This window comes from Phaeobacter porticola (genome assembly GCF_001888185.1).
Lineage (GTDB): Bacteria > Pseudomonadota > Alphaproteobacteria > Rhodobacterales > Rhodobacteraceae > Phaeobacter > Phaeobacter porticola.
Genome location: NZ_CP016364.1, coordinates 3,433,589 through 3,459,614, shown reverse-complemented (window position 1 = coordinate 3,459,614; position 26,026 = coordinate 3,433,589). Strand labels below are relative to the sequence as shown.

30 protein-coding genes and 2 tRNA genes are annotated in these 26,026 nt (G+C 55.7%); 11 read left to right on the top strand and 21 right to left on the bottom strand.

From position 1 onward, the window contains the following. Nucleotides 1-3 precede the first annotated feature (3 nt). The 5 genes from PhaeoP97_RS16590 to PhaeoP97_RS16570 are packed head-to-tail and all read right to left on the bottom strand — an operon-like array spanning nt 4 to nt 2,132. Complete coding sequence (locus tag PhaeoP97_RS16590) at nt 4-720, bottom strand: flagellar hook-basal body complex protein (protein ID WP_072506017.1); 717 nt, start codon at nt 718-720, stop codon at nt 4-6. Further along, a complete protein-coding gene (locus PhaeoP97_RS16585; protein WP_072506016.1) occupies nt 720-992 on the bottom strand; it encodes a flagellar biosynthetic protein FliQ in 273 nt (90 codons plus the stop codon). Before PhaeoP97_RS16585 ends, PhaeoP97_RS16590 begins: the two co-directional genes overlap by 1 nt. 4 nt (nt 993-996) lie before the next feature. Further along, entirely contained in the window at nt 997-1,293 is a 297-nt protein-coding gene (gene fliE / locus PhaeoP97_RS16580) for a flagellar hook-basal body complex protein FliE (RefSeq protein WP_072506015.1), read from the bottom strand. Nucleotides 1,294-1,337: 44 nt separating this feature from the next. After that, nucleotides 1,338-1,730 carry a flagellar basal body rod protein FlgC gene (gene flgC, locus PhaeoP97_RS16575; RefSeq protein ID WP_072506014.1) on the bottom strand — a complete coding sequence of 131 codons (393 nt, stop codon included), beginning with the start codon at nt 1,728-1,730 and terminating at the stop codon, nt 1,338-1,340. A 12-nt stretch (nt 1,731-1,742) separates the two neighbouring features. Next, nucleotides 1,743-2,132, bottom strand: a complete 390-nt coding sequence (locus tag PhaeoP97_RS16570; RefSeq protein WP_072506539.1) for a FlgB family protein — start codon at nt 2,130-2,132, stop codon at nt 1,743-1,745. Nucleotides 2,133-2,220: 88 nt separating this feature from the next. Here PhaeoP97_RS16570 and PhaeoP97_RS16565 point away from each other — a divergent pair, with 88 nt between their 5' ends. Then, nucleotides 2,221-3,549 (top strand): FliI/YscN family ATPase, encoded by a 1,329-nt coding sequence (locus PhaeoP97_RS16565; RefSeq protein ID WP_072506013.1) that lies wholly within the window; start codon nt 2,221-2,223, stop codon nt 3,547-3,549. Between the two features lie 703 nt (nt 3,550-4,252). Here the strand turns inward: PhaeoP97_RS16565 and flbT are convergent. From flbT to PhaeoP97_RS16535, 5 genes are all read right to left on the bottom strand, one after another. After that, nucleotides 4,253-4,657: a flagellar biosynthesis repressor FlbT gene (gene flbT, locus PhaeoP97_RS16555; RefSeq protein WP_072506011.1), complete on the bottom strand. Its 405-nt coding sequence runs from the start codon at nt 4,655-4,657 to the stop codon at nt 4,253-4,255. Between the two features lie 2 nt (nt 4,658-4,659). Continuing rightward, nucleotides 4,660-5,031 carry a flagellar biosynthesis regulator FlaF gene (gene flaF, locus PhaeoP97_RS16550; RefSeq protein WP_072506010.1) on the bottom strand — a complete coding sequence of 124 codons (372 nt, stop codon included), beginning with the start codon at nt 5,029-5,031 and terminating at the stop codon, nt 4,660-4,662. 81 nt (nt 5,032-5,112) lie between these two features. Continuing rightward, nucleotides 5,113-5,925: a flagellin N-terminal helical domain-containing protein gene (locus tag PhaeoP97_RS16545; RefSeq protein ID WP_072506009.1), complete on the bottom strand. Its 813-nt coding sequence runs from the start codon at nt 5,923-5,925 to the stop codon at nt 5,113-5,115. Nucleotides 5,926-6,133: 208 nt separating this feature from the next. After that, nucleotides 6,134-6,493 (bottom strand): flagellar export chaperone FlgN, encoded by a 360-nt coding sequence (gene flgN / locus PhaeoP97_RS16540; RefSeq protein ID WP_072506008.1) that lies wholly within the window; start codon nt 6,491-6,493, stop codon nt 6,134-6,136. Continuing rightward, nucleotides 6,486-6,776 carry a rod-binding protein gene (locus PhaeoP97_RS16535; RefSeq protein ID WP_072506007.1) on the bottom strand — a complete coding sequence of 97 codons (291 nt, stop codon included), beginning with the start codon at nt 6,774-6,776 and terminating at the stop codon, nt 6,486-6,488. Before PhaeoP97_RS16535 ends, flgN begins: the two co-directional genes overlap by 8 nt. A 282-nt stretch (nt 6,777-7,058) precedes the next feature. Here PhaeoP97_RS16535 and PhaeoP97_RS16530 point away from each other — a divergent pair, with 282 nt between their 5' ends. The 6 genes from PhaeoP97_RS16530 to PhaeoP97_RS16505 all read left to right on the top strand — a co-directional run bounded on the left by PhaeoP97_RS16530 (nt 7,059) and on the right by PhaeoP97_RS16505 (nt 14,540). Further along, nucleotides 7,059-8,618, top strand: coding sequence for a flagellar hook-length control protein FliK (locus PhaeoP97_RS16530; RefSeq protein WP_237028956.1), 1,560 nt, complete (start codon nt 7,059-7,061; stop codon nt 8,616-8,618). 4 nt (nt 8,619-8,622) lie between these two features. Continuing rightward, nucleotides 8,623-9,306 (top strand): flagellar hook capping FlgD N-terminal domain-containing protein, encoded by a 684-nt coding sequence (locus PhaeoP97_RS16525; protein WP_072506005.1) that lies wholly within the window; start codon nt 8,623-8,625, stop codon nt 9,304-9,306. A gap of 171 nt (nt 9,307-9,477) precedes the next feature. After that, nucleotides 9,478-10,218, top strand: coding sequence for a phosphotransferase (locus PhaeoP97_RS16520; protein WP_338048659.1), 741 nt, complete (start codon nt 9,478-9,480; stop codon nt 10,216-10,218). 193 nt (nt 10,219-10,411) lie between these two features. Then, a complete protein-coding gene (locus PhaeoP97_RS16515; RefSeq protein WP_072506003.1) occupies nt 10,412-11,398 on the top strand; it encodes a glycosyltransferase family 2 protein in 987 nt (328 codons plus the stop codon). Beyond that, nucleotides 11,395-13,095: a DUF5927 domain-containing protein gene (locus PhaeoP97_RS16510; protein ID WP_072506002.1), complete on the top strand. Its 1,701-nt coding sequence runs from the start codon at nt 11,395-11,397 to the stop codon at nt 13,093-13,095. Before PhaeoP97_RS16515 ends, PhaeoP97_RS16510 begins: the two co-directional genes overlap by 4 nt. Before the next feature lie 5 nt (nt 13,096-13,100). Continuing rightward, nucleotides 13,101-14,540 (top strand): nodulation protein NodH, encoded by a 1,440-nt coding sequence (locus PhaeoP97_RS16505; protein WP_072506001.1) that lies wholly within the window; start codon nt 13,101-13,103, stop codon nt 14,538-14,540. A gap of 13 nt (nt 14,541-14,553) precedes the next feature. On the opposite strand, the gene PhaeoP97_RS16500 is transcribed toward PhaeoP97_RS16505, so the two are convergent. The 8 genes from PhaeoP97_RS16500 to PhaeoP97_RS16465 all read right to left on the bottom strand — a co-directional run bounded on the left by PhaeoP97_RS16500 (nt 14,554) and on the right by PhaeoP97_RS16465 (nt 19,680). Continuing rightward, a complete protein-coding gene (locus PhaeoP97_RS16500; protein ID WP_072506000.1) occupies nt 14,554-15,018 on the bottom strand; it encodes a PTS sugar transporter subunit IIA in 465 nt (154 codons plus the stop codon). Between the two features lie 43 nt (nt 15,019-15,061). After that, nucleotides 15,062-15,625: a ribosome hibernation-promoting factor, HPF/YfiA family gene (hpf, locus tag PhaeoP97_RS16495; RefSeq protein ID WP_072505999.1), complete on the bottom strand. Its 564-nt coding sequence runs from the start codon at nt 15,623-15,625 to the stop codon at nt 15,062-15,064. Between the two features lie 308 nt (nt 15,626-15,933). Further along, nucleotides 15,934-16,692 (bottom strand): LPS export ABC transporter ATP-binding protein, encoded by a 759-nt coding sequence (lptB, locus tag PhaeoP97_RS16490; RefSeq protein WP_072505998.1) that lies wholly within the window; start codon nt 16,690-16,692, stop codon nt 15,934-15,936. After that, nucleotides 16,692-17,171 (bottom strand): LptA/OstA family protein, encoded by a 480-nt coding sequence (locus PhaeoP97_RS16485; protein WP_083570437.1) that lies wholly within the window; start codon nt 17,169-17,171, stop codon nt 16,692-16,694. Before PhaeoP97_RS16485 ends, lptB begins: the two co-directional genes overlap by 1 nt. A 24-nt stretch (nt 17,172-17,195) precedes the next feature. Then, complete coding sequence (lptC, locus tag PhaeoP97_RS16480) at nt 17,196-17,795, bottom strand: LPS export ABC transporter periplasmic protein LptC (RefSeq protein ID WP_072505996.1); 600 nt, start codon at nt 17,793-17,795, stop codon at nt 17,196-17,198. Between the two features lie 16 nt (nt 17,796-17,811). Continuing rightward, nucleotides 17,812-18,783 (bottom strand): KpsF/GutQ family sugar-phosphate isomerase, encoded by a 972-nt coding sequence (locus PhaeoP97_RS16475; protein ID WP_072505995.1) that lies wholly within the window; start codon nt 18,781-18,783, stop codon nt 17,812-17,814. Continuing rightward, complete coding sequence (locus PhaeoP97_RS16470; protein ID WP_072506538.1) at nt 18,780-19,394, bottom strand: ribonuclease D; 615 nt, start codon at nt 19,392-19,394, stop codon at nt 18,780-18,782. The genes PhaeoP97_RS16475 and PhaeoP97_RS16470 overlap by 4 nt, the downstream gene beginning before the upstream one ends. A 199-nt stretch (nt 19,395-19,593) precedes the next feature. After that, nucleotides 19,594-19,680 (bottom strand) — tRNA-Leu (locus PhaeoP97_RS16465). Nucleotides 19,681-20,022: 342 nt separating this feature from the next. On the opposite strand from PhaeoP97_RS16465, the gene PhaeoP97_RS16460 reads away from it, so the two are divergent. Both PhaeoP97_RS16460 and PhaeoP97_RS16455 read left to right on the top strand, forming a co-directional pair. Next, on the top strand, nt 20,023-20,622 hold the full coding sequence (locus tag PhaeoP97_RS16460; protein WP_157891267.1) for a DUF6538 domain-containing protein: 600 nt from the start codon (nt 20,023-20,025) through the stop codon (nt 20,620-20,622). Nucleotides 20,623-20,952: 330 nt separating this feature from the next. Continuing rightward, nucleotides 20,953-21,393, top strand: a complete 441-nt coding sequence (locus PhaeoP97_RS16455) for a hypothetical protein (protein ID WP_157891266.1) — start codon at nt 20,953-20,955, stop codon at nt 21,391-21,393. A 283-nt stretch (nt 21,394-21,676) separates the two neighbouring features. On the opposite strand, the gene PhaeoP97_RS16450 is transcribed toward PhaeoP97_RS16455, so the two are convergent. Together PhaeoP97_RS16450 and PhaeoP97_RS16445 are read right to left on the bottom strand one after the other, a co-directional pair. Next, nucleotides 21,677-21,763, bottom strand: a tRNA-Leu gene (locus tag PhaeoP97_RS16450). 106 nt (nt 21,764-21,869) lie between these two features. Further along, nucleotides 21,870-22,280 carry a globin domain-containing protein gene (locus PhaeoP97_RS16445; protein ID WP_072505992.1) on the bottom strand — a complete coding sequence of 137 codons (411 nt, stop codon included), beginning with the start codon at nt 22,278-22,280 and terminating at the stop codon, nt 21,870-21,872. A 192-nt stretch (nt 22,281-22,472) separates the two neighbouring features. Between PhaeoP97_RS16445 and PhaeoP97_RS16440 the strand changes: the two genes are divergently transcribed. Continuing rightward, the gene (locus PhaeoP97_RS16440; RefSeq protein WP_072505991.1) at nt 22,473-23,462 is read left to right on the top strand and encodes a complex I NDUFA9 subunit family protein; all 990 of its coding nucleotides are present in this window, start codon (nt 22,473-22,475) and stop codon (nt 23,460-23,462) included. A gap of 72 nt (nt 23,463-23,534) precedes the next feature. Here PhaeoP97_RS16440 and PhaeoP97_RS16435 read toward each other — a convergent pair whose 3' ends face one another. Further along, nucleotides 23,535-24,341, bottom strand: a complete 807-nt coding sequence (locus tag PhaeoP97_RS16435) for an undecaprenyl-diphosphate phosphatase (RefSeq protein ID WP_072505990.1) — start codon at nt 24,339-24,341, stop codon at nt 23,535-23,537. 239 nt (nt 24,342-24,580) lie between these two features. On the opposite strand from PhaeoP97_RS16435, the gene PhaeoP97_RS16430 reads away from it, so the two are divergent. After that, on the top strand, nt 24,581-26,026 hold the full coding sequence (locus PhaeoP97_RS16430; RefSeq protein WP_072505989.1) for an NAD(P)-dependent oxidoreductase: 1,446 nt from the start codon (nt 24,581-24,583) through the stop codon (nt 26,024-26,026).

Genomic DNA, 26,026 nt, shown 5'->3' with positions numbered 1-26,026 from the left:
CTCCTATGACTTGATCAGATTTTTGATTGCGTCGCGTATGCGTTTGTCTTCGGTCTCTAAAAAGCTCTGACCCATTTCATAGGCCCGCTGAATCTCGACCATACGCGCAAGCTGCGAAACGGCGTTGACGTTGGATCCCTCGAGAAAGCCCTGAAGCACGCGAGCCTCGCCAGCGTCCTCAATTTCGCCGTCAACGCGGAACATCACCCCGTCTTCGCGCACCATCTGGTAATTCTCTTCTGGCTTGAAAATGCCAATTTGCCCTAGGGCACGGCCATCTGCGCTTAGGGTGCCATCAGCGCCGAACTTGACCGATGCGGCGTCACTCGGGATGAAAACCGGGGCGCGCCCTGCGTCCAGAACACGATAGCCATCCATTGTGACTAGGTCGCCTTCGGCATTGGTCGAAAACGCGCCTGACCGGGTCAGACGTTCGCCCATTGGGGTTTCGACCATGAAATAGCCGTCGCCCTCAATGGCGAGGTCCAGATCCCCGCCAGATTGGGTTAGCGCGCCTTGCGCCATTGAGGTGTTGCGGATGTTTGCCCGCCCCATCGATAGTGATTCCTGGCCTGGCGCAGACTGAATGAACTCAGAAAAGATCAGCCCCTCGGAGCGGTAGCCGGTGGTCGCTGAGTTGGCGATATTGTTTGCAACGACACGCATCTCGCGCATCAGACCCGACTGGCGGGACAAGGTGGTGTAACCGGTGTTTCCCATCACAGACCTCCTGAAATCAGTGGCACAACGTGCCCGTCAAAAAAGGCGACCAGGGTTTGTGTCATAAAGCCCATGGTCATCCAAAAAACGATAAGGATCGCGCTGAGCTTAGGCACAAAGGTCAGTGTCATCTCCTGCACCGAGGTCAGGGCTTGAAACAGGCCGATTGCCAGCCCCAGAACCAGCGCCACCAAGAGAATCGGTGTCGACATCATCACCGCGGCCCAGACAGCCTGGCGGAGTGTGTCGTAGAAAAGCCCTTCGCTCATCATGGGCTTACACCGGCATCCGCAGGATTTCTTGATAGGCCTCGACCACCTTGTTGCGGACGGTCACTGCGGTTTCCACCGCCAGTTCGGTCTGTGCAAGGGCCTGTACCAGCGCGTGGGGGTCGCCGTTGCCGGTCATTGCGGTCACCGACACCTGCTCGCTTTGCTGCAGTGTGTTGGTGAAATCTTCAAAGCTAGCTTTGATCCGGGCTTCGGCGCTCGTCGGCGTGTGCTCCGGATCAATCTTGGTTGCAGGCCGTGCTGCGGCGTAGCCAGTTGTGGCGGAAAGACTGCGAATATCCATTCTGGATCTCCAGGTATGTCAGGGTGTTTCAGAAAACTTCGGTGTTACTTGCGCAATAGATCCATCAGTGATGACGACATTTGCCGCCCCTGTTCGAACATCTTGAGGTTGGCCTCGTAACTGCGTTGCGCTTCGCGAGCATCGGCGATCTCGATCATCAGATTGACGTTGGAGCCGTCGTAGTGACCGCTGTCGTCTGCCAGAGGGTGAGACGGGTCAAAGATCTGTTCAAGATCGGAGCGATCAAGACGGACGGGACCGACTTCGACTTTTTCAACATCGGTTCTGAGATCCCGCACCGCTTCAAATGGAACGGTCTTTCGGCGATAGCCAGGGGTGTCCGCGTTCGAGATGTTTTCAGACACGTGACGCAGGCGGCTGGCTTGTGCTTTCAGCGCGCTAGCTGAAACGGAAAGGGATTTTGCAAATTCACTCATGATCTAACCTCTTCAACGTCGGCCTAGGCTGCTGCGCAGCACGTTCATCGACGATTTGTAAATCGCCAATGCACGGTCATGCTGCCGCTTCACCTCGACCCCTTTCAGGATTTCGGTTTCGATCGAGACAGAGTTGTCATTGGGGTCGCCGCCACCGCGAGTCTGGGTCACCGCCCAGTCCATGCCATTCCCGGACGCACCGTTCAGATGATTGGACCGGCTTGCGATCATATCACCAGGGCGCGCACCTTGGGCGTAGACTTCCTTGAACGGTTTGATGTCCTTGGCATGGTAGCCAGGGGTATCTGCATTGGCGATATTCTGCGACACCAATGCTTGGCGCTTCCCAGCATGGGTCGCCATTGAGTAGGCAATTTTAAAGACGTTCAGTTCTTTAAACACCGGGGCTTCTCCCTCGATCAATTTCAATCAAGGCTTAACCCTGATTCCTTTAGAAATTGTTTTCAGGAACAGTTGGAGACACCAGAACATGATCTCAGCCATCAACGCATTGACCCAGGATCTGACAAAAAAACGCTTGTCATCTGCCGTGGGGCGCGTGTCCGAAATATCGGGTGGTGCAATTACCGTATCAGGATTGAATGGTCAGGCACGTATTGGTGATCGGTTGATTTTGCGCAGGACCGGTAGTGATCCACTCGAAGGCGAAGTGATGAGAATATCTGGAAGCGAAGTCAGTATGTTACCTGACACGACGCCTGACCGCGTTGCAATCGGAGATGCGGTACTTCTGCATCCGACACCAGATTTTGCACCCTCTGACTGTTGGATCGGTCGGGTGATCGATCCCTTTGGCGCCGCGCTGGACGGGCGCCCAATGATGCGTGGAGAAATCGCACGCGATTTGATGTCGGCCCCGCCCAAAGCGGCCTCGCGCCGATCAATGGGCGATCGACTCGCGACCGGCCTTGCGGTGTTCAATACGATTCTCCCCATTGTAAAAGGGCAGCGCGTTGGCCTTTTTGCTGGATCGGGTGTGGGGAAATCCACACTTTTGGCGACTTTGGCCCAAAATATGGAAGCCGACGTAGTGGTTATCGCGTTGATCGGTGAGCGGGGCCGGGAGGTCAATCACTTTGTGAAAGATGTTCTTGGCGTCGAGGGCATGAAACGGGCCGTGGTGATTGCCGCTACTTCGGATCAATCTGCGCTGGTCCGCCGTCGCTGTGCCTGGTCTGCGATGGCTGTGGCAGAGCATTTTCGCGATCAGGGTAAGAATGTTCTGTTTTTGGCAGACTCCGTTACCCGGTTCGCCGAGGCCCACCGTGAGATTGCTGTGGCGTCTGGTGAGGCACCGGCCCTGCGCGGTTACCCACCGTCGGTCACGCCTCTGATCACGGGTCTATGTGAACGAGCAGGGCCCGGAAATGCAGGCCAGGGGGATATTACGGCTATTTTCAGCGTCCTGGTTGCGGGTTCGGATATGGATGAACCCATTGCCGATATTCTGCGCGGTGTTCTGGATGGCCACATCGTGCTGAACAGAGAGATCGCGGAAAGAGGCCGTTTCCCGGCCGTGGATGTCTCTCGCTCTGTCTCACGAAGCCTGCCGGCCGCAGCGTCAGACGACGAAAACGCGGCTATTTTGGATGTGCGAAAGTACTTGGGAGCGTATGAGCAGTCAGAGGTTATGATCCGTGCAGGTCTTTATTCTGAGGGTAATGATTTAACTCTCGACCAAGCTGTAAAACTGTGGCCGGAATTGGATTCATTCTTTGGCAAGGCAGACCCTGACGGGATTAAGAGCAGTTTCAACCGTCTTATGCTCATGGTGCGCCGCGCTGTTGCGCTTCGCTAGATGAAACCCCTGAAATCGCTCACTGGGCGGTACAGCCTTCTCGAAAGCTCCAAGGTGTGAGTAGCGCGAAGCATGATGAACAAGGCTACATAGAAGGTACCCCCGAAAGCATGTGACCCGAGATCCGATTGAGTTTGGGCAGAAAAAAGCGTTAGCGCGTCGAAACGCCCTGACCAATGGGATAAAAGGCAATGTCAGCTATGGAAAAAGACGGGTACTCCGACCGGATTGAGAAAGAGGACACAAGCACTGCAACGGTAGAACCGTGAGTGGCACCAAGCGGATGAAATCCCCCGTGGTCCCCTTCTCATTAGATGTGGTGGTGTTCCGGGTCACCACTTAATGATGACATAGCTCGACAGTGGATCACAGCGACGGCGTCAATTTTTGGTAAGCACCAGACGGAGTATCGTGGCGGGCCTGTTCGCGTCATAATCGGTTGAGGCTTGTCGGTTTATAGGGCTTCGGTGGAAATCTTTGTAAGCGCGCGGCATCCTGATGTTCAGCTTCCGGTCTCACTGGCTGCAGCAGTTATCAATCGATGAGCTCTCCGTGGGAAATTACCGCGCCGATATCCTCTGCAAGACTGTCGCACCCGCGCATGAGCGCGGCGTGCATAAAGAAGTCTATAATCGCTTACCAGACATCCTGTTTAAGAAATCTCAGCCGAAGATACCGTTTGACGGAATGATCGGCTGAGAACTTAAGAAGGACGTACAGCCATAAGCCGATCTTCACGGGGCAGAAGGGTGCGCAGGGCTTTCAGGCACCGATAGTGATTGTCAGAGAGCACAGCATCTGTAGCTTCTGCCAAGGATGCCCGGCTATCGGGATCCGTAAATACTTGGCTAAGCTCTTCGATGCGGCGTAGCATTTTTAACCGATCGTCTTCACCATCGACATCACCGGACAAGACCAGCTGGGCCGCATAACAGACACGGCGTACGGGTGTGTTGGCGTCTTCCGGGTGGATAGCATCACGCAAGCGTAGGATGTTTGCATCCGGGGTTACGATCGACAATCGACTGCGCCGATCGCCATTTTCAATTACTGCACCGTTCACCAATACCCGCTCTTTCGGGGCAAGTTTCAGGACCAATCCGCTCATATTCAGGACGCTCCGCTGCGAAGGCCACGCATGATGGCCGTGTTGATTTCCACCAGCAGTCGGACGTCCGCTTTGCGGGCCAGAACCTTGCTGGTATGTTGATGGGTGAATTCCCCAAGCGAGAGCAGCTGAGCTTTTAGTTCTTCCGGCAGGGGGTTTCCTGGACTTGCAACTTCGACTGTAAAGATCGACCAGAGTTTGCGATTGTCGGTCAGCGCGGCGGCAAGTTCAGTGAAACCTGGCTTGCCTTTTTGCGCTGCGGCAACGATGCGCCGTGTGACCCTGGCGATGACTTCGTATTCAAGGTTCTTTGCAGTTCGAGTCGGGGCCTTTGCCGCCGAATAGGCGCTCTTCGCCTTTAGAAGGGCATTCACGTGTTATCCTAACATGTAATCTACAGATTCTCTGCGATAGGGAATCTGGGGCGCACCGTGGCGCCCCAGATCAAGCTGTTGTTAACGGAACAGCTGCATCAGGGTCTGTGGAGCCTGGTTTGCAATCGACAGTGATTGCACCGCCAACTGCTGCTGAGTTTGAAGCGCCTTCAGCCTTGCAGACGATTCTTCCATATTGGTATCGGTCATGGTGCTGACGCCCATTTTCAGGGAATCGGACAGTTTCGACACAAACATGCCCTGGTCAGACAGGCGGCTGGAATCCGCACCAAGCTGCGCAGCGGCATCAATCGCATTGCCAAGCATGGTTTCGATTTCAGTCAGAGCAGTAGAGGCGGTCGCAACGCTAGTAATGTCGGTGATACCGGCAGTACTGATGTCTGATGCAGAATCAATCGCCGTCACCGTGATGGTATCCGCAGATGGATCCAATCCGCCCAAGACAGTCAGCTCAGTCGTTACAGCAGCGTCAAGCAGGTTCGCGCCGTTGAATTCAGCAGAATCGATGATGGATTCGATCTGTGCTGCTTTCTTGGCAATGCTGTCCTGGATCTTTGCGTGATCAACGTTTTCCGAGTTTGCGGAAATCGCCAGCTGCTTCATCTCGGTCAGCGTTTCAACGATCTGTTCTGCACCAGACAGAGCCACAGCAACAGTTGCCTCACCAACACCCAGAGAATCCTGAACCGAGGCATAACCCGCGATATCCGAATCCATGGTTTTGGAAATCGCCCAGACGGCGGCGTTGTCCTTGGCCGAACCGATCCGTTTACCGGTCGAAATCTGGCTCTGGGTGTCGTTCAGGCTGTTGTTCACGGACTGCAGAGTCTGCAGTGCAACCATTGCGCCGTTGTTAGTCAGAATGCTGGACATAGCATGTATTCCTTTGATTAGAGGCGTTTTGACCTCTGGTTTCCCTGCCCCGAAGGGCGCTCTCTGACGTCTTTCTGACTATGCGTTCCGCCGTCCGGCTTTCGCGCCACCCTCGTTTGAAGGTGCAAGGTGACATTGGCCTATTATGTGCTAAGGGATTGCTAATGCCGAAATTTCCATTGCTAGAATTTTTCCTAAATTGGGGCGGTCAGGCGCGTTTCTCTAGGCTGGGCGTGTTGCGCGTGGTGAAACGTGTCTTGCGACCGGATTGATCGTAGACGTCCAACCCCTTGCGAACCTGGCGCAGTTCAGCCATCCGTGCTGCCACCGCACGGATACCCTCCATTGCACTGTCCAGTAGGACTTGGTTGCGCGACACCTTACCTTGCACATGTTCCAGCGCCTCACGCTCCAGATCGGATGTCATATTTAGCGTGGTGATAATCTCTTCTTTCTTGGCAAGCAGCGGCTCCAGTTCTTGCAGGTTGCCCTTAACCAATGCGGCGCGCTCTGCATCAAGGAGCGTGTCCAGTTCTTCGATGAGCTGTTGCGGAGTTTGATCAGTCATTTTTTTCTGCCTCTTTCAGTGCGTGGTAGAGTGATTCGGCCAACCCGACGCCGCCCGCCTTCGCAATTTGTTCTGCCTGCGCGCGCACGAGGAAACTGGCAAACTGGTCTTCGCCCGCGCCACCACCCATGGTTTCGCGGCTTTCGCCTAGTCCTGCGGATTTCAACATTTCTGTAAGGAAGGTTGCCTCAAGCTCCTGCGCAGCCTTGCGCAATGGATCCTGGGGCGGCGGCTTGATCGCAGCAGGGCGCTGCATAGCCGGAAAGTGAGCAATCTGTTCCATTGTATACCTCATTCTTGAGACGTCGAAATTGCTTCGATTTTTTCTATTTTGACCCAAGATCGGTTAAAATTGCCGTAACCGGTTGGCGTTAAGGTGACGACATCGAGATAGAATGTCTGGAAGCCAATGTTTATCAACGCACTTACTAGCCCCACTTCTGGTGGCGCGCAGGGATCGGACAAGATCCAGCAAGGCGAATCGGCAAAATCGCGCAAAGGATCTAGCTTTGACGCGGTTATGGCAGAGACTGCAAAATCGCACGATGGCGCAGAGACCGACGCGATGCGGGTTGACGAGGTTGCTGAAGAGCAGGCCGCGAGCAATACGACGTCGGGCAGCAGCAATGAGACAGAAAAAGACGGTGATGCAGAGGTGTCCTCAGATATTGAGGGAGCCGCTGCTGAGGGCAGTACAGTCTACCCCAATGATCCGCAGCCAACAGCCGTGCCGGCGTCTACAGCTGAAATTTCGAGTGAGATCGCAGCAGACGTCGCCACCAAAGGAGCTGTAGTTGCAGGGTCACCGGCCCCAATTGCGGTTGGTGGTGCCGCATCGGATAAAGTCGTGACACAGGTTGAAACGACCAAGGTCAATGCTGATTCGTCCGTAAGCGGTGAAACGACGCAAGCCAGCCAACTGGCGAAGTCAGGCGAGCGGGGTGGCAACGCCAAGGTGCCTGATGCCACGCAACTGCGCACAGCCGCAGATTCCGCCGGGGGTGATGTAATTCCGGTTGGAAAAGCTGAATCCAAAGATGCAATAGCGGCGTTACAGGCCGCATCGCAAAGACAGCCTATTGATAGCGCGACCGCAAAGTCTGAAACGCGCGGTAATACTTCGGCAGCAGCTCTAAATCATGAGAGTGCATCAAAGGTCGAAAGCAAAGAGGCGACTAAATCCCAAACGAGCGGTGAGGCCGGCACGCAAAAGCGCCGAATCGTGCAGACCAGCGCCGTATCCGCTAGCTCTGCTCTGGCCGAACAAGCGGCCGCAAAACCAGAGACTGCTAAACCTGCGCCCGGTGGATCGCCGTCCGAGGTGGCCAAAACGATAACATCGGTACCGCCGATGTCGGCAGATCAGGCGAATCGCCCCGTGAATCCGGTTCCTCTGGAAATCTCCCACTCTCCCATTCGGGAAAAATTTGCGGCTCGTCGAGCGGCTGCGGAGCAGATAACGTCGGCCACGTCATCGCCAACTGTTCCGGTGCTGCCGCAAGGTGCCTATTCGGCGGCCAGCTTTGGCCTTGGCGCCGGTGCGTTGACGGCAGCAACGCCTAATACGACGTCATCAATCGCCATTGATTCATTGACTTCGGTTGGGGCTGGCGGCGCTTCGCAATCAGGTGGGATGATAGGCGCAGAGCTTCCGGGGCTGTCGCAGCTGCTGACAGAGGCAACAGTAAGCCCAGGAACCGTTCACAAGCCTGAAACGCCCCGTCTTATTGCGAATCAGATGGCGGAAGCACTGGCAACCAAGGGAGAGCGGAATGTCGATGTCGCTCTTAACCCAAAGGAATTGGGCCACGTGAACATGCGCGTATCGGTGACGGATGTCGGCGTGAGTGTCATGATTCAGACAGAGCGCGCCGAAACGGGTGATCTGATGCGGCGCCATATCAATGAGCTTGCTGATGAATTCCGCCGTATGGGATTTGATGATATTTCGTTCCAGTTTTCTGGAGACGAGGCCTCTAATCGCGGTGGCGGGAACGATGCATCACAAGGCAATCCTGGACGTAGCGCAGGCTCAGGCAGCAGCGACGAATTGGCCGAGACAGCCGCAGAACCAATAGCACAATCACTCAACCTCGGTGAGGTTGGTCTCGATATAAGGGTTTGATCACATGACGACGGTATCTGGTGCTGCGGCATCGCAACAAACGGCAGCAACGGCGGCGGCGGCACCCAGGAAAACGACCGGAATCGCCTCTGATTTCGAGACTTTTCTGAAAATGCTGACAGCGCAGGCGCGCTATCAGGATCCTTTGGAACCAATTGATTCGACTGAGTATTCTGCACAGCTTGCGCAGTTTTCCATGGTTGAGCAGCAAGTTCAGGGCAACGAGGTTCTGGAGGGAATTCAAGCGCAATTGGGGCTCGCGAATATGGCAGCCATGTCCGGTTGGGTTGGAATGGAAACACGGTCTGCTGCACCTGCATACTTCGATGGCTCCAGCCCTGTCACGGTATCGCCCAACCCGGCCACAATCGCTGATACGGTGCATCTGGTGGTCAAGGATGACACTGGTAAAGAGGTGCAGCGTATCAGCCTGCCGGTCTCAGCCGAGCCTTACCAATGGCAGGGCATTGATGACGATGGTTTTGCGTTCAACCCGGGCAGCTACAGCTTTGTGCTGGAAAGCCAGAAAAACGGAGAGATCGTCTTGTCGGATACAGCTGAGACATATACCCGCGTGAAAGAAACACAGATGCGAGGCAACGAAGTGGCCTTGATCCTAGAAGGCGGCTCGGCGATCTTGGCGTCATCGGTGACAGCGCTGCGTGAACCCACCGCAGCCACCTCGTAACGCGCGGGGCACCGAGGATCTGGGGCGCATTCGACAAGGCGCACCACAGCTACGGAGCCTGTTCTGCGACAGCAAAAGTCGACATTTGACGCACGCTTTCTGGCGCATTTGGATGGTGTTGGTCTGCATGCAACAACGCTGCGCCCACTTATTGGTGGGCGCTCAAACAGGGTGTGGCGATTGGATGATGTAGTAGTCAAACTCTATGCTAAATCGCATGATAATCCTCTGTTTGCGAATGACCCGGGACGTGAACGTGCAGCGCTGACGGCGCTGGCAGGAACAGGTATGGTGCCGCATCCCTTGACCTTTGGAGCCTTTGACGGATGCGATTGGCTGGCCTATCGGCATATCCCAGGTATCACCTGGACATCGGGGGCAGGGCATGTGGCGCAGCTGCTCGGCCGATTGCATGACCAGCCGGTCATTGAAGATCTGCCATCAGGGGCATCGGGCAGTCACGCCTTGGAAATTCAGACTCGGGCTATCTTGGATCGGTGCCGAGATCCCCAAGACTTACAACATTCAGAACCACCAGGGCATGTGCGGCCGCATGATCAGGCGACCTTGATCCACGGGGATCCGGTGCCCGGAAATATCCTGGCGCATGATGGGACTTTGACGCTGATCGATTGGCAATGCCCCCAGATCGGTGATCCGGTCGAGGATCTAGCTTTGTTTCTGTCGCCAGCGATGCAGCAAGTCTATCGCGGTGCGCCGCTATCTGCGGAGGAAGAGGTAGCCTTTTTGGCGGGCTATCCAGATCCGCGGCTGGTGAAACGCTATCACCAGCTGAGGCCGTGGTATCACTGGCGTATGGCAGCCTACTGTCGCTGGCGAGATGAACGTGATGGGGCGGGCGAAAGCCACGCCTATCTGCTGGAACGGACCGCATTGGATCAATGCCGATAGAGGGGCTGAACGCCCATTTCCGCACCGGTTTGTCAACAACGCCGTCAATCCCAAATTCATTGTTTCCAAATAGGTTACATGGCATATTGTGCGGAATGTCGCTGGCCGTATTAGATCGGTTTGACGACAGGTCGATGTGGCACCCTTGCAGCCGGGGATGGAAGCAGTTTTGAGCCTTTGGGAGTCTTATCGCATGCGCTTGCGACGGAAACGTCGCCTTTTGCGTGCCATGCGCAAATCCCGCGAGCTGTCTGCGGTTCAGGACCAGACGGATTGCATTCGCCCCGGCGATATCTTGCTGGTTGCAACCGTGCGCAACGAACAGATCCGCTTGCCTTACTTCCTCGAGTACTATCGCAAGCTGGGCGTCAATCATTTCCTGATTGTGGACAACGGATCCGTTGATGGCACTAGGGACTATCTGCGAGGGATGCCGGACGTGTCCGTCTGGCACACAATGGCGAGCTATAAAAATTCCGGGTTTGGTATCGACTGGATGAACCACCTTAAACGCCGCTACGCCCACGGCCATTGGGTGCTGGTGGTCGACCCGGACGAGCTGTTTGTCTATCCGTTTTGTGACAGTCGGCCCCTGCGTGCCTTGACGGATTGGCTCGACAATTCTGCGATCCGGAGCTTTTCTGCGATGTTGGTCGATGTCTACCCCAAGGGTGCGCTTGATGCTGAACCATATCGCGCTGGGCAGGATCCGCTGGAGATCACCAATTGGTTCGACAGCGGGAACTATTCGATCAAACGCAATCCGATTTATGGCAATCTCTGGATTCAGGGTGGACCTCGGGCGCGGGTTTTTTTCGCAGACCAACCTAAGAAAGCGCCGGCATTGAACAAAATTCCGCTGGTGAAATGGGACCGGCGTTACGCCTATGTCAGCTCGACTCACGTCTTGCTACCGCGTGGATTGAACCATGTCTACGAAACCGACGGCGGCGAAAAGGCAAGCGGCGCCTTGCTGCACACCAAATTCCTGCACACCTTTGTTACCAAGGCAGAGGAGGAGATGTTGCGTGGCCAGCATTACGCAGGATCGGCTGAATACAAGGCCTACGCCAAGGTGCCCAACAAGCAACCTGAGCTATGGTGCAAGTGGAGCGAGAGATACATCAACTGGCGTCAGCTAGAGATCCTGGGCCTTATGTCCAAGGGCAATTGGGCATGAATTCGGTTGGCATCGTCATGCTGGTGCACACGGCGCTGGACCGCGCCGAACAGGTGGTGCGCCATTGGGTGGCAGGTGGTTGCCCGGTGGTTCTGCATGTCGACAAGAAGGTGCCGCTAACGGCCTACACTGCGTTCAAAGCCGCATTCTCTGACGAGCCGATGGTTCGGTTTTCCCGCCGACACCGCTGTGAGTGGGGGACCTGGGGCATCGTCGCTGCCTCACAGTCGGCGTCGGATGCGCTGTTGGCAAGATACCCGTCGGTACGGCATGTGTTCCTGGCGTCCGGTTCGTGTCTGCCGCTGCGTCCGGTGTCAGATCTGGTTGACTACTTGGCAGCAAGGCCTCGTACAGATTTCATCGAAAGCGCCACAACTGCGGACGTGCCTTGGACCGTCGGTGGCCTCGATATAGAACGGTTCACACTGCGGTTTCCCTTTTCGTGGAAGAAACAGCGACATCTCTTTGATCGCTACGTCGCCTTGCAGCGTAAGCTGGGCATTCGGCGCAAGATCCCAGAGGGGTTGGTGCCACACATGGGCAGCCAATGGTGGTGCCTGACACGACAGACCCTGTCCGCCATATTGGAAGACCCTGAGCGGCCGCGCTATGACCGCTATTTCCAAAAGGTCTGGATCCCGGACGAGAGTTATTATCAGACCTTGGTTCGACTGTATTCCAGCAACATCGAAAGCCGGTCCCTGACGCTGTCTAAGTTTGATTTTCAAGGCAAGCCGCATAATTTCTATGATGATCACCTCCAGCTTTTGCGCCGGTCGGATTGTTTTGTTGCCCGCAAGATCTGGCCGCATGCAAATCGGCTCTATTCGGCCTTTCTGATGGATAGCCCGGATATGGTGAAATCCACCGAACCCAATCCGGGCAAGATCGACCGTATTTTCGCCAAGGCGGTCGAGCGGCGCACACGGGGGCGGCCCGGACTATATATGCAAAGCCGTCTGCCCGCTAACGGTTTGGAAAACGGTATCACCTGCAATCCATATTCGATGTTTCAGGGGTTTGCTGAGCTGTTCGAGAATTTCGAAGATTGGCTGACACAGGTAACTGGTGCCAAGGTGCACGGCCACCTGTTTGCGCCTGAAAGTGTTCAATTTGCAGACTGCCAAACGTTGATCAATGGTGGCCTTAGCAACAGTGCCAAGCTGCGGGACTATCACCCCAAGGGGTTTCTAACCAACCTGATCTGGAACACCCGCGGCGAACGTCAGTGTTTCCAGTTCGGGCCTCGGGACAATCAGGCGATCAATTGGTTGGTCGCGCGTGATCCGAATGCGCAGGTGTCGCTGATCTCTGGCGCGTGGGCGGTGCCGTTGTTTCGTTCCAACAAGAACTTTTCAGAATTGCGGCGCGAGGCCGCGCGCCTGCAACAAATCGAGGCCAAGCATATAGAGATCCTGCGTTCCCAATACGTCAAGGCACGGGTGCGGATCTGGTCGATGGCAGAGTTTGTGGAGGCACCAATGGAGCCGATCCAAACCATTCTTGATGAATTCGGCTCACAAGCACAGCGGCATCTGAACACGGCCCCGACGTTGGTCGATCTGGCTGGGTTTGGTCAGTTTCTGCAAAACCTCAAGAACCAGGGAATGCATCCCTATCTGATGGGAGATTTCCCAGCAGAGCAGGGCCCGCTGAACATGCCTAAAACCCCGCGCAAACCCTATTTGGTACGTTAAGAGCCATGCCTCATTCTTTTGACTATTTTGTTGTGTTTGCCGAGATGCGGACGGGGTCCAATTTTCTGGAGGCCAACCTGAATGCTCTGGACGGCGTCACCTGCCATGGTGAAGCTTTCAATCCGCATTTCATCAGCTACCCAAATCGCGAGGCGACACTGGGCTGGACACAGGATCAGCGTGACAAAGACGCCTTAGGGTTTCTGGCCCAGTTTCCGGCCCAAACGGGTGGCTTGAATGGGTTTCGGTATTTTCACGACCATGATCCACGTGTGCTGGATGCGATGCTGGACGATCCGCGGTGCGCCAAGATCATCCTGACACGCAATCCCGCAGACAGCTATGTCTCGCATAAGATTGCCCGCGCGACAGGTCAGTGGAAGTTGACAAACGTGAAACGTCGCAAGGACGGGCTGGCAACCGTCGACGCAGAGGAGTTTGCACAGCATGTTACGGCGCTTCAGGAGTTCCAGGTCACGTTGCTGAACCGACTGCAGAAATCAGGCCAGACGGCGTTCTATGTGGGCTACGAGGATCTACAGGATCTGGACGTTATCAATGGGTTGGCTAAATGGCTCAATGTTGCGGCGCGCTTGGAGCATCTGGACGACAGTCTCAAGCCGCAGAACCCATCATCGCTAGAGGCGAAGGTGTCAAACCCGGTTGAGCTGGATAAGGCAATGGCGCAGTTGGATTGGTTCAATCTGTCCCGCACGCCGAATTTTGAACCGCGGCGCGGGCCTGCAGTACCGGATTATATTGCCGGGCAACAGCTGCCCTTGCTGTATCTTCCGATAACTGGCGGGCCGACGGACAGCGTGCTGAACTGGATGGCACAGCAAGAGCCAGATGGGGCTGGTGCGTTAATGACGAGGATGAACCAGAAACAGCTGAGACAATGGAAACGGGGCCACCCCGGATTTCGAAGCCTGACAGTATTGCGACATCCGGCAGCCCGGTTGCATCATTTTTTCTGCACCCGAATCCTGTTGACGGGGCCGGGCTGTTTGCGCCAGATCCGCAACCTGCTGCGCGGGCAGTTCAAGGTTCCACTCCCCAATCACCAACCAGATGCGAAATATTCACGGGATCAGCACCGTGCAGCTTTCGCACGCTTTATTGAGGTGATTGGGGCCAATCTATCCGGACAGACAGGCTTTCGCACCGATGCCGGTTGGGCCACGCAGGCGCAAATCGTCGCGGGTTTTGCTGCGGTACAATCACCCGATCTGATCTTGCGCGAGGATGATCTGGCAACGACCTTACCGGATCTTGCGCGATGGCTGGGTCGTGCAGAGGGGGCTGATATTGCGCCGGCCTCGCCGGATCAGCCATACAGCTTATGCGACATCTATGACACAGAGCTGGAGGCGCAAATCGCATCTGTGTATCAGCGCGATTATCTGCTGTTCGGATTTGGCGATTGGTCAGATGAAACCAGCTGAGGTGTAACCTGCCTCAGGCGGCCTGAACCGATTGATCCTCGGTCAAAATGGTATAGAGCGTAGCTGGATCCGGGTTCGCCCGCAGCTTGGTGCAAAAGCTCTGCTCGCGCAGGGTCCGTGAGACCAGTGCTAGCGCTTTCAGATGCTCAACACCGGCATCCTCAGGTGCAAACAGGGCAAATGCAACGTCGATAGGCTGGCGATCCACCGCACCAAATTCCAATGGGGTATCCAGCTTCAGAAACACGCCAACCACTTTGTCCAAACCATCAAGCCGCGCATGGGGCAGGGCAACACCATGCCCCACACCCGTGGGGCCAAGGCTTTCGCGATCAAGCAAAGCCTCGACTGTTGGTTGCGCGGGCAGCCCATAGGCGAGCTGAGCAACGTCTGCTATCTCCTGAAACAGGCGCTTTTTGCTGGATGCAGCACCAAAGACACGCACGGCCTCTGGCTTCAGAATGTTAGAAATCTGCATACTACAATTGCTCCGCTCAGCTCACGTTTTGCGCCGTGACAGTTTACGGGTCGATCCACCCGATGTTTCCGTCCTCACGGCGATAGACGACATTCAAACCGTCTTTACCTTCTTTGCGAAACACCAGAACAGGGGCTCCAGCCAGTTCCATTTGCATCACGGCTTCACCAACCGACAGGGATGGAATTTGCGTTTCCATCTCGGCGACGATGATTGGTTGCAAAGATTCTGGTTCAGACTCGGTTCCGGCGTCTTCAGAGGCGAGGATATAAGAGTTTGCGCCGGAGAGTTCAACCGGCTCGCTCCGGTCGCGGTGATGGTCTTTCAGGCGACGTTTGTAACGACGCAGCTGTTTTTCCATTTTCTCGGTACAACTCTCAAAGGCTGCATATATTTCAGTGGCATGCGCTTTTGCTTGCGCTGTCAGACCGGTCGATAGATGGACGGTCGTTTCACAAACATATTCATGCGCAGACCGCGAAAAGACAACATTAGCGTCAGTGGGACGTTCAGCATATTTCGCGACCGCCGCTCCAAGCTCCGATTGCACGTGGGATTGCAACGCTTCGCCAATGTCGATCTGTTTTCCGCTGATTTGGTAACGCATGTGATCTCCTTCACAAATAGACCTTCAAAACCCAGTTCGGGCCAAGCCCGGCTGCTATCGTTCAGTTTTGAAAGTGGGATTTAGGCAAGACAGTCGATTGCATTCGTCTGGGCCTTGGTAACAAGGCTGGAGCGAGGACAGCATCGGACTGCGGGTTTGCCATGGGTCAATTCGATGCCAACCGGGCGGGAGAGTCAATGCAAATCCGCGTCAATCGGTTACCCAAATATGAGGAGGCTGCGCAGTTCGCGTGGTGGGAAGGTCGCAAAATGTTAGCGTAGGACAAGCGCCTAGGCTGACTGCTGCAGTCAGGAGATGCGAAAATTGTCGCCAAGATAGACACGTCGGACGTTTTCGTTCTCGACCACTTCGGAGGGGGTGCCAGACATCAGCACTTTGCCGTCATGAAGAATATAGGCGCGGTCGACGATTTCGAGGGTTTCGCGCACATTGTGGTCGGTGATCAGAACGCCTATGCCGCGTTTCTTCAGATCGCCGACCAGATGGCGAATGTCGCCAACCGAAATGGGATCGACACCGGCAAAAGGTTCATCGAGCAGCAAATATTTGGGGTCAGCGGCAAGGCAGCGCGCAATTTCTACCCGCCTACGCTCACCTCCCGAAAGGGCAAGAGCGGGCGCTCGTCGCAGATGCTCGATGGAAAAATCTGACAGCAATTCCTCAAGCCGTTCGCGCCGCTTATGTGCATGTTTTACCGCGATATCTAATACTGAGGAGATGTTGTCTTCGACCGACAGACCTCGAAAAATAGACATTTCTTGCGGCAGGTATCCGATGCCCATGCGGGCCCGACGATACATTGGTAGCGTGGTCGCATTTTGCCCGTCTATCGTGACGGTGCCCGCCTCAGGAAAAACCAGACCAGCAATTGCATAAAAGCTGGTCGTCTTGCCTGACCCATTGGGGCCAAGCAACGCCACAACCTCGCCCCGGTCCAGCGACATGGAGACGTCACGGATTACAACTTTCTTACTATAGGATTTGCGCAGCTTTTCGATGCGCAGCCCAGAAGACCCCACGGTCACGGTTAGATCTGGCGCTGTCATCAATTCTCACCACCGTTAAGGATGGTTTTGACACGACCAGACAGGCTAGCCGTGCCAGAGGTGAGGTCTACCACCAAGCGGTTCGAGGTTAGCGTGCCTGTTGCCTGACTGAGCAAAACGTTGCCGGTCATCACAATCGTGCCGGAATCAATTGTATATTCCGCCTTTTCAGCCTCCGCTGCATCGGGTCCATTCACGAGGATCACACTGCCTGTGGCTTCCAGTCGCTCAACGCCGGTTTTGCCGCTCTCATCCTGTTTATAGATCACCAGTACGTTATTTGCCGACAGGCGCATAACGCCCTGAATGATAACAACATTACCGACGAAGCGCGCTGATCCATCTGCTTGGTTCACATCCAGTGTATCGGCCGTGACCTCGACCGGTTGCGATGGATCGGCCTTAACCGCGCCAAATGCAATCGAGGCAACTTGTGCGGATAGCCCGGTCGAAAACAGGGCCATTGGCAGGCAGAACATCAAAACACGCAGATACAACACAGGTTATCTTTCCGATTGTTGCGGGTCGTATAGCAGCTTGACCCCTTTGTTGAAAACCATATGTACCGGCCCGTCCTCGGTTTTTGTGTCGATCTGCATGGCACCAGCCGTCAGCGCGCCAAACGCACCGCTGGCCTGAACCGGCCCTGGACTGTCCGCGCGTACACCGTTCAGGGCCGCATTCAGCGCATCTGTGGTGACTTTCAGCCCATCGCTTGTCAGGATTTCAACATCACCGCGAAAGTTTGCGATATCCTTGTCAGGACGTAGGGCGCCAGTATCCGAGCTCATGAAAAAGCTTCCGCCTTCGACCATGCGGATTTCAGCCTCCAGATTGAGAGCCGTTGCGGGGGAGCTCGCGCTGCCAGGTCGTGCCGATTTTGCGGTTACCATGATTTCGTCACCCTTGGCCGTGGTGCCAGAATAAAACGGCGCGGTGATCTGCTGACCGCGGGTGCGATCCTGCAGGTCTTGCTGGGCAAAAGGAACAACCGCTTCGGTGTCCACTCCGCGCGAAATCAGGAACATGGTCGACATCAGCGCCAGCGCCGTCAGCGGCAAGAGGACCTTTAAATAGGCCACAAGGCGTGAATAGCCGTCCATGGTCCGCACGACCCCCTTATCCCAGACCGACGCGTAGGCAGTCGTGAATATGCAGCAAACCGGCGGGCCCCTGCGCGCCCTCATCTGGAGCAACGACAAAGAGACAGGTGATTTTGCGATTATTCATGATTGCCACGGCTTCTTCAGCCAGAGAGCCGGGGGCAATTGTGGTCGGGGTGTGCGTCATCACCTCGGCGGCGGTTTTGTCCAGCAGGCCATCCATATGGCGCCGCAGGTCGCCGTCGGTGATAATACCCAACAGGGCATCATCATCGCCTGTTACCCCGGCAACGCCAAAGCCTTTTTGGCTTATCTCAATCAGCGCTTCGGACATCGGCGTGCTTGCCGTGACAAGCGGAAGGGCCTTACCGTGGTGCATCAGATCATCAACCCTGGACAGCCGTGCGCCGAGTTTGCCACCTGGATGGAAGGCGCGGAAATTTTCCGGTCGGAAATCGCGATGCTTCATCAGTGCAATGGCCAGTGCATCGCCCATCGCCAACGTCAGAGTGGTTGAAATTGATGGCACCATACCAAACCCGCAGGCCTCGCCCAGGGCGGGGATTTCCAGATGAACGTCTGCCTCTTTCATCAAGGTACTGTCCATTCGGCTGGAGAGACCAATGAGCGGAATGCCAAAACGGCGGGTGAAAGACAAAAGATTGGCCAGCTCTGGCGCCTCGCCAGAGTTGGAAATTGCCAGCACCACATCGCCCTTGGAAAGCATGCCAAGATCGCCGTGGCTTGCCTCGGCGGGGTGTACAAAATATGCAGGTGTCCCGGTTGAGGCCAGAGTCGCGGCGATCTTGTGCCCGATATGGCCGGATTTCCCGATCCCGCTTACGATGATGCGCCCTTCGGCTTTTAGAACCAGATCCACAGCATCTGCAAACCGTGCGTCCAGCCCCTCAGCCAATGCATCCAGGGCGCGGGCCTCATCGGTGATCACCTGCCGCGCGGTGTCGAGGAATATCTCTGCGCTGCTCATGAGTGCGCAAAAATGTCGGTGTCAGACCAACCCGCGAGGTCCAACTTGGCCCGCATTGGCAGGAAATCGAAGCAAGCTTGGGCCATTCCACTGCGGCCTTCGCGATCCAGGCGTTTGTCCAGAGCGGCACGCAAACGGTGTAGGTGCAGCACGTCGGAGGCGGCATAATCAAGCTGTGCGTCGCTCAGCTGGGCTGCGCCCCAGTCGCTCATCTGCTGTTGTTTGGAAATATCCACGCCGATCAGCTCCTGCGTCAGGTTTCTCAGCCCATGGCGATCCGTATAGGTCCGCACCAGACGGCTGGCGATCTTGGTACAATACACCGGGGCAGCCAATGCGCCAAAGGCATGATACATCGCGGCAATATCGAACCGGCCAAAATGAAACAATTTCAGAACCTTGGAGTCCTCCAGCATCGCGCAAAGATTGGGCGCTCCGGTCTGCCCTTTGGCGATCTGCACCATGTGGGCATTGCCGTCACCGCCCGACAGCTGGACGACACAGAGCCTATCCCGATGCGGGTTGAGCCCCATTGTCTCGCAGTCGATCGCGACCACCGGCCCCAGATCGAGCCCGTCGGGCAAGTCGTTTTGATAGAGGTGATTGGCCAAGAGACAGGATCCTTTGTCTTGCGATGCAGCGGGTTTGGCACCGAGATAGGACTTCCGAGGGGCAAACTCAACTCTCACCGCAGTTTGATTGGTGCCGTGCGGCACAATGGTCGGGCATAAGAGAGGGTTTTGGGGGCGAAACATCGCCAACCAGCCTTTTCAGGCCGGGTGATCACAAGTTACATATTTATCGGGATTTTGGTGCCCAGGAGAGGACTCGAACCTCCACGTCCATACGGACACTAGCACCTGAAGCTAGCGCGTCTACCAATTCCGCCACCTGGGCAGGTGTCGTGGTGGGGCGTATAAGCACAAGAATCGGGGGCGTCAAACGGAAAATGCGCATCACCAGATTGCCGTATGTCCACGCTCTTACGGGTGACCGAAGAGCGCGCAAAGCGGCATGCCGCGCGACAGGAAGATCCACTAGCAGGCGCTTATTGCACGTATGTTTGATTTGAGTTTTTTTCGGAAAAGGTGCCGACAATTTTGGTGCCCAGGAGATGCAGACCTGAAGGAAAAAGTAATTTTTCCCTCGGCCAACGGAAGCTCCTAATTTCTCGGAACAATTTACTCCGCTCGGCCACGGATGGAGCTTCCGAGTGGGGCAGAATGTGGGGCAACCTTTTTGCCGACCAAAACTGCAAACCATGTCGAACTGCGGGGCAGGACATACTACTTTCGGGTGCGGGTTCCGAAAGAGTTCGCTGATGTCGAGCCACTTGCCGAAATCAATCGGTCTTTGAAGACGCGGGACCCCACCGAAGCGGCTGCGCGCGCGGCGACCGTCCGGATGGCTCTTTTTGCAGAGTGGCAAGCAAAACGTGCCGGCTTAGTCGCGGATACTCGAGTGATCTTTGATGCCTCGATGGATATCTTGAAAGATTGGGGTATGAGGTTCTGTTCGATGGAGGATTTGATCTCCGGTCCCGTCGAACAGTTGTTGAGCCGGATCGAAGCCTTGACTGATGTGGATCCGTCTTCGTCTGCGGGACTCGGGACAATCTATCTACCTGATGTCTTGATTCATGAGACGGCGCTGCGCATGCCGATCCTGAAGGAGGCGGAGATTCGGGACAAGAGCGCCCGGCAGCGCCGCGAATTATGCCAACAAGCAAATCCGCTATGTTCGCCAAATGATCGACACGCACTTCAAGGACATTCGGTTGCCGTGGAGCAAGCGAAACAACGTCTTGGTAGGGATGAAGGTCAAAAAACAAATATATGACCCTGCAGATCAGACCCGCAAGAAGCTGCCACTGCGAGAGACTTGGATCCGTAATCGCTTGGTCAAAGATCGTGTTCTTGAAGGTGTAGAACAGGAAGCGTCAGACATCGCCATCATCGCCGCCATTGGAGGCTGCCGCGTTGTTTTGGAAATATACGACATGCCGGCTGTGGATACCTGCACATCATGTCCGTTCCAATACGTACCAACCTCAACTTTCATGCACACATCCTGGTCTCGACCCGTGAATAGGATGATGTGAACGGCGGGTTTGGCGCAAAAGTCAGATGTCTGGACAACATCAAGACTGGACCTGAGGAAATTCAGAGAATGCGGGCTGAATGGGAAACTCGGACAAATGCTGCTCTTCGCCGTATCGGCTCTGAAGCCAGGGGCGACCTCAGATATTTTGGAGAAATGGCCTCAACCGGCGATGCGCCGAACGGGCTGATACCTCAGAAGCATCTCGGCCCGAAGCGCCAACTGCATGCGGATGCTTTGCTCACTGAGCTATTTTTGCGTGACATGGAGATCCTGATCGATTTCATGCGGGTGGAAATCGAAAAAGGTATCCAGACAACGTGGATCGCGGATGAGCACAATGTGCATGGCGGTCATCATGAGCGCCATTTCGATACGCGGAGTCACTTTCTGGCGGTCGCTGTAGGGCATCTGATCGGCATGTACGAAGCCGCTACCGAAGTCATCGACTTTGCCGAAACGTGCCAACACCCATTCCTTCTGCTGCTCAAGCGTTGGCGCGGGTTTTGACAGAATCGGCGGTGATACCGCAGAGAAAGCGGTTCTGGGGCGTGCCTTGTTTATTGGGTGGTGCTGGCGTCGAGGATGGTTTGGAATTGTCAGGCTCTCGTCGAGAGGAGCATTTCGCAGCCAGTGTGTGCGGAGGTTTCGCCTGTCGCTTTGATCTCCATTCTCACAGCTTTAGCGAGTATATTCTGATCGGGATGCGAAACTATAGTGTGGGGCAGTTTGAGAGATCAAAACGACAAAATCCCCTTAAAATCTTATAATATTGATTTTTGGGGGTTGATTTTGGTGCCCAGGAGAGGACTCGAACCTCCACGTCCATACAGACACTAGCACCTGAAGCTAGCGCGTCTACCAATTCCGCCACCTGGGCAGGTGTCGTGTGGGGCGTATAATCAGAAGTATCGGGGGCGTCAAACGAAAAATTTACGGCTGGGAACGCGGTGCGCAGGGATAGATCGCCAAGCGTTCGAACTGCTCTAGTTTGGTTTCAAAAAATTCATTGTCTGCACAACATCTGTCAGAAAAACTATCCAGACGTCGCGCACTTCTGCGGTCCAGTCGGGGCCAAGCGTTTCTGCTAACGCTCCTGTGAAGCTTTGGATGAAGCTGTTGAAGTGTTGGTCTGAGATCTGGATCGCACGATGTCTCTCTCCTTGCTGTTTCAGGATGGCGCTCAGTTTTTCAGGATGATCAAGCGCCTCGATGATATGCATCAGCGATGTCAGCAGCTTGTCTTCTTGAAGGGCGATGTCGTCTGGAAAGAGTTTACGGGTGTCCGGGCAGCTTTCAAAAAACCTTTTATAGAAGCGTGATACGAACAGGCTGAGATCCATACGTTCGCTTTCAACACTACTGCGTATCAACCCTTTGTCGTGTTCGGTGATCATTTCGCACGTGCTCCGATCTGCCTGATGTTGTCCGGGTTCATACCCTGTCCTTGTCTGGGCAGCTTATCGCGGGCAACTAAATCGCAGGTTAATCAACCTGTGGGACATTGCGGCAACTTGGGTCGATTTGCGCCTTGTTCCAAGGGGCTGGGGGCGGTAAATCGGATCAACAGCTAATGTAGGAGCCAAAAGATGTCCAAACTGGTCACGATCTATGGTGGATCCGGTTTCGTCGGTCGTTACATCGCACGTCGCATGGCCAAAGAAGGCTGGCGGGTGCGGGTCGCCGTGCGTCGCCCGAATGAAGCGATGTATGTGAAGCCCTACGGCACACCGGGACAGGTGGAGCCAGTGCTGTGCAACATTCGCGATGACGCCTCTGTCGCAGCGGTGATGCAGGGCGCAGACGCCGTGGTGAACTGCGTTGGCATCCTGAATGAGACGGGAAAAAACACCTTTGATGCAATTCAGGCCGAAGGGCCGGAGCGGGTGGCGCGACTTGCTGCAAGCCAAGGCATTTCCACATTGGTCCACATGTCGGCGATTGGCGCCAGCAAGGAGGGCGATAGCGACTACGCCCAGACCAAAGCGGCCGGCGAGGCAGCTGTTCTGAAGTATATGCCCGATGCGGTTATCTTGCGTCCATCGATCATCTTTGGTGTCGAGGACCAGTTCTTCAACCGATTTGCGGCGATGACGCGCCTGTCGCCGACCCTGCCTATTGCCCACGCTGATACCAAATTCCAGCCGGTTTACGTTGATGATGTCGCCAAGGCGGCGGTTGCTGGTGTCTTGGGGCGGGCAAAGCCGGGTATCTATGAGCTGGGCGGCCCGGAGGTGAAAAGCTTTGGGGCGCTGATGCAGCAGATGCTGGAGGTGATCAACCGTCGCCGGCTGGTGCTGTCGCTGCCGGGCCCGATTGCCAAGCTGGTCGCGCTGGGTTTTGATGTACTGCAATACGTTAGCTTCCAGCTGATTGAGAACAAGATGCTGACCCGCGATCAGCTTAAGAACCTCGCTACCGACAATGTGGTTGGCGGTAGCGCCAAGGGGTTTGATGCGCTTGGGATTCGTCCGGTTTCGCTGGCGTCGGTTTTGCCCGACTACTTGTGGAAATTCCGCCCATCCGGCCAGTATGATGACATCATGGATTCCGCGCGCAATCTGCGTAACGACCTCTGATCTGTCTCACATTCTGAGTGGAAAGCGCAGGCGTGTCCTGCGCTTTTTATGTTTGACTGAGGGGCGGCGGTATCAGGTTTGGTAGGCGATCATCAGGAGGATCGTGCCCAGGATCACCCGGTAGATGACATAGGGTGTAAAACTGACCGTTCGCAGCAGTCGCATCATTAGTGTCAACGCCCCAAGGGCTGCTATCATGGCCAGCGCTGCGGCAATCACAGCATCGCGAATCACTGCTGGTTTGGCCTCTATCGCGACTTCTGTCCCCAATAGTACGGCTGATGCGACGATGGTCGGGATCGACATAAGCATCGAAATCCGCGCTGCATCCATCCGGGTATAGCCCAGCTGGCGCGCGCCAGTGATGGTGATGCCAGACCGGGATGTGCCAGGGATTAGCGCCAGCATCTGCCATAGCCCCATGATCAGCGCATCACGCAGGTGCCAGTCGCTGCTTTGCTTATGTATTCGCCCATAGCGATCCGCCATATAAAGTACGATGCCAAAACCCAGCATCGTCCAGCCAATCACTTTCATGGATCGCAGGGCATCGCTCAACCCGCTGAAATGCAGAAATGCCCCGAACAAAACGGTTGGAATAGTCGCAACGATTAACCCCATGGCCAGCTGGGCGCCAGGTGTGTCCAGCCGTCCGGCCAGGGCGCGTGGCAGGCCGATCAGCCCTGTGCGCACGTCCTGCCAAAAAAACAGCACCACCGCCGCCAGCGTGCCCACATGGACGGCGACGTCGATCACCTGCCCCTGATCTTCCAACCCTGTAAGCCCTGGCAGCAGAATCAGATGGCCGGACGAAGACACCGGCAGAAATTCGGTGATGCCCTGAATCAGGGCGATAAGGATCAGCTGAAAGAGGGGCATTATGTTGGTCCGATTAGGGATCCCGCAGGGATGGCAAAGAACGGCGGGCGTGTAAATCCGTTGATTTCATTGGCCATCGCAACAAATTGGTCCGAAGTGGACCTAAAATTACTGTACATTTTCGCTCAGGACGGTATCAGAACATAACTGCTGCCATATTAGGTCAGTATAGTTGACTTTTAATTCGCTCCGCTCCGATCACTCATTTATCGCAGCCAGCCCAACATGGAGTCCGCCCCGTGGCCAAGCAACCGATGCTCAAATTCGTGCAGATCGACCGCGACATGCCCAGCAAACGGGCCGCAGAAGACCGCAGGGAAGATTTCGACGAAATCTATGCCGAATTCGCGGCCGCCAAGGCTGAAGAACAGGCCAGCCGCTGCAGCCAATGTGGTGTGCCCTACTGCCAGTCGCATTGCCCTTTACATAACAATATCCCCGACTGGCTGCACCTGACCGCCACGGGTCGCCTGCAAGAGGCGTATGAGACCAGCCAGGCTACCAATACGTTCCCGGAAATCTGCGGTCGGATTTGTCCGCAGGACCGTCTATGCGAAGGCAATTGTGTGATCGAACAATCGGGTCATGGTACGGTCACCATCGGCGCGGTTGAAAAATACATCACCGACACGGCCTGGGACAAAGGTTGGGTGCAGCCAATCAAACCGGCGCATGAGCGTGGCGAATCTGTTGGTATCATTGGCGCAGGCCCGGGGGGGCTGGCCGCGGCGGACATGCTGCGTCGCGCTGGTGTGAAGGTCACCATCTATGATCGCTACGATCGCGCCGGTGGTCTGCTGACTTACGGCATTCCTGGCTTCAAGTTGGAAAAAGACGTCGTGATGCGCCGCAATCAGCTGCTGGCGGATGGCGGTGTTGAGTTCGTGATGAACTGCAACGTGGGTCAGGATATTTCCTTTGATGACATCCGCGCCAAACATGATGCGGTGATCATCGCTACAGGTGTCTACAAGTCCCGCGATCTGGAAATGCCGGGTTCCGGTGCCACCGGGATCGTAAAGGCGATTGATTTCCTGACTGTGTCCAACAAGGCGTCGAACTTCGGCGACAGCATCGAAGAGTTCGACAACGGCACCCTCAACGCTGATGGCAAGCGTGTTGTGGTGATCGGAGGTGGTGACACTGCGATGGACTGCGTACGGACGTCTATTCGTCAAGGCGCAACCTCGGTGAAATGTCTCTATCGCCGTGACCGCGCCAATATGCCGGGCTCGCAGCGCGAAACCCAGAACGCCGAGGAAGAAGGCGTGGTGTTTGAATGGCTGTCGGCGCCCAAAGGTTTCACCGATGACGGCGGCAAGGTTGCAGGTGTGATGGTGCAGAAAATGCGCCTGGGTCAGCCTGATGCCTCTGGCCGTCAAGCCCCGGAAGTGATCGAAGGTGCCGATTATATTGAGCCCGCTGATCTGGTGATCAAGGCGCTTGGGTTCGAGCCCGAGAATCTGCCGACACTGTGGGATCAGCCGGAACTGCCAGTGACCCGCTGGGGCACCGTCAAGGCGACGTTCCAGACCGGCGCGACCGAGCTGGATGGCGTCTACGCAGTAGGTGACATCGTGCGCGGTGCCTCGCTGGTCGTCTGGGCCATCAAGGATGGGCGCGACTGTGCCGAGGCAATCCTGAGCCGTTTCAACACCGCCGCCAGCAGCATGGCCGCCGAGTAA

Bases quoted from the DNA above. Each gene is read 5' to 3' on its own strand.
- flgN (WP_072506008.1), bottom strand. From the start codon at position 6,493: ATGACTGATCAAACTCCGCAACAGCTCATCGAAGAACTGGACACGCTC.
- flbT (WP_072506011.1), bottom strand. From the start codon at position 4,657: ATGAGCGGATTGGTCCTGAAACTTGCCCCGAAAGAGCGGGTATTGGTG.
- PhaeoP97_RS16500 (WP_072506000.1), bottom strand. From the start codon at position 15,018: ATGCAGATTTCTAACATTCTGAAGCCAGAGGCCGTGCGTGTCTTTGGT.
- PhaeoP97_RS16565 (WP_072506013.1), top strand. From the start codon at position 2,221: ATGATCTCAGCCATCAACGCATTGACCCAGGATCTGACAAAAAAACGC.
- hpf (WP_072505999.1), bottom strand. From the start codon at position 15,625: ATGCGTTACCAAATCAGCGGAAAACAGATCGACATTGGCGAAGCGTTG.
- PhaeoP97_RS16475 (WP_072505995.1), bottom strand. From the start codon at position 18,783: ATGAGCAGCGCAGAGATATTCCTCGACACCGCGCGGCAGGTGATCACC.
- PhaeoP97_RS16515 (WP_072506003.1), top strand. From the start codon at position 10,412: ATGCGCTTGCGACGGAAACGTCGCCTTTTGCGTGCCATGCGCAAATCC.
- PhaeoP97_RS16525 (WP_072506005.1), top strand. From the start codon at position 8,623: ATGACGACGGTATCTGGTGCTGCGGCATCGCAACAAACGGCAGCAACG.
- PhaeoP97_RS16545 (WP_072506009.1), bottom strand. From the start codon at position 5,925: ATGTCCAGCATTCTGACTAACAACGGCGCAATGGTTGCACTGCAGACT.
- PhaeoP97_RS16505 (WP_072506001.1), top strand. From the start codon at position 13,101: ATGCCTCATTCTTTTGACTATTTTGTTGTGTTTGCCGAGATGCGGACG.
- PhaeoP97_RS16445 (WP_072505992.1), bottom strand. From the start codon at position 22,280: ATGATCACCGAACACGACAAAGGGTTGATACGCAGTAGTGTTGAAAGC.
- PhaeoP97_RS16535 (WP_072506007.1), bottom strand. From the start codon at position 6,776: ATGGAACAGATTGCTCACTTTCCGGCTATGCAGCGCCCTGCTGCGATC.
- PhaeoP97_RS16435 (WP_072505990.1), bottom strand. From the start codon at position 24,341: ATGCCCCTCTTTCAGCTGATCCTTATCGCCCTGATTCAGGGCATCACC.
- PhaeoP97_RS16485 (WP_083570437.1), bottom strand. From the start codon at position 17,171: ATGTTCTGCCTGCCAATGGCCCTGTTTTCGACCGGGCTATCCGCACAA.
- fliE (WP_072506015.1), bottom strand. From the start codon at position 1,293: ATGGATATTCGCAGTCTTTCCGCCACAACTGGCTACGCCGCAGCACGG.
- PhaeoP97_RS16510 (WP_072506002.1), top strand. From the start codon at position 11,395: ATGAATTCGGTTGGCATCGTCATGCTGGTGCACACGGCGCTGGACCGC.
- PhaeoP97_RS16455 (WP_157891266.1), top strand. From the start codon at position 20,953: ATGCGGGCTGAATGGGAAACTCGGACAAATGCTGCTCTTCGCCGTATC.
- PhaeoP97_RS16440 (WP_072505991.1), top strand. From the start codon at position 22,473: ATGTCCAAACTGGTCACGATCTATGGTGGATCCGGTTTCGTCGGTCGT.
- PhaeoP97_RS16590 (WP_072506017.1), bottom strand. From the start codon at position 720: ATGGGAAACACCGGTTACACCACCTTGTCCCGCCAGTCGGGTCTGATG.
- PhaeoP97_RS16530 (WP_237028956.1), top strand. From the start codon at position 7,059: ATGCGGGTTGACGAGGTTGCTGAAGAGCAGGCCGCGAGCAATACGACG.
- lptB (WP_072505998.1), bottom strand. From the start codon at position 16,692: ATGACAGCGCCAGATCTAACCGTGACCGTGGGGTCTTCTGGGCTGCGC.
- PhaeoP97_RS16585 (WP_072506016.1), bottom strand. From the start codon at position 992: ATGATGAGCGAAGGGCTTTTCTACGACACACTCCGCCAGGCTGTCTGG.
- lptC (WP_072505996.1), bottom strand. From the start codon at position 17,795: ATGGACGGCTATTCACGCCTTGTGGCCTATTTAAAGGTCCTCTTGCCG.
- flgC (WP_072506014.1), bottom strand. From the start codon at position 1,730: ATGAGTGAATTTGCAAAATCCCTTTCCGTTTCAGCTAGCGCGCTGAAA.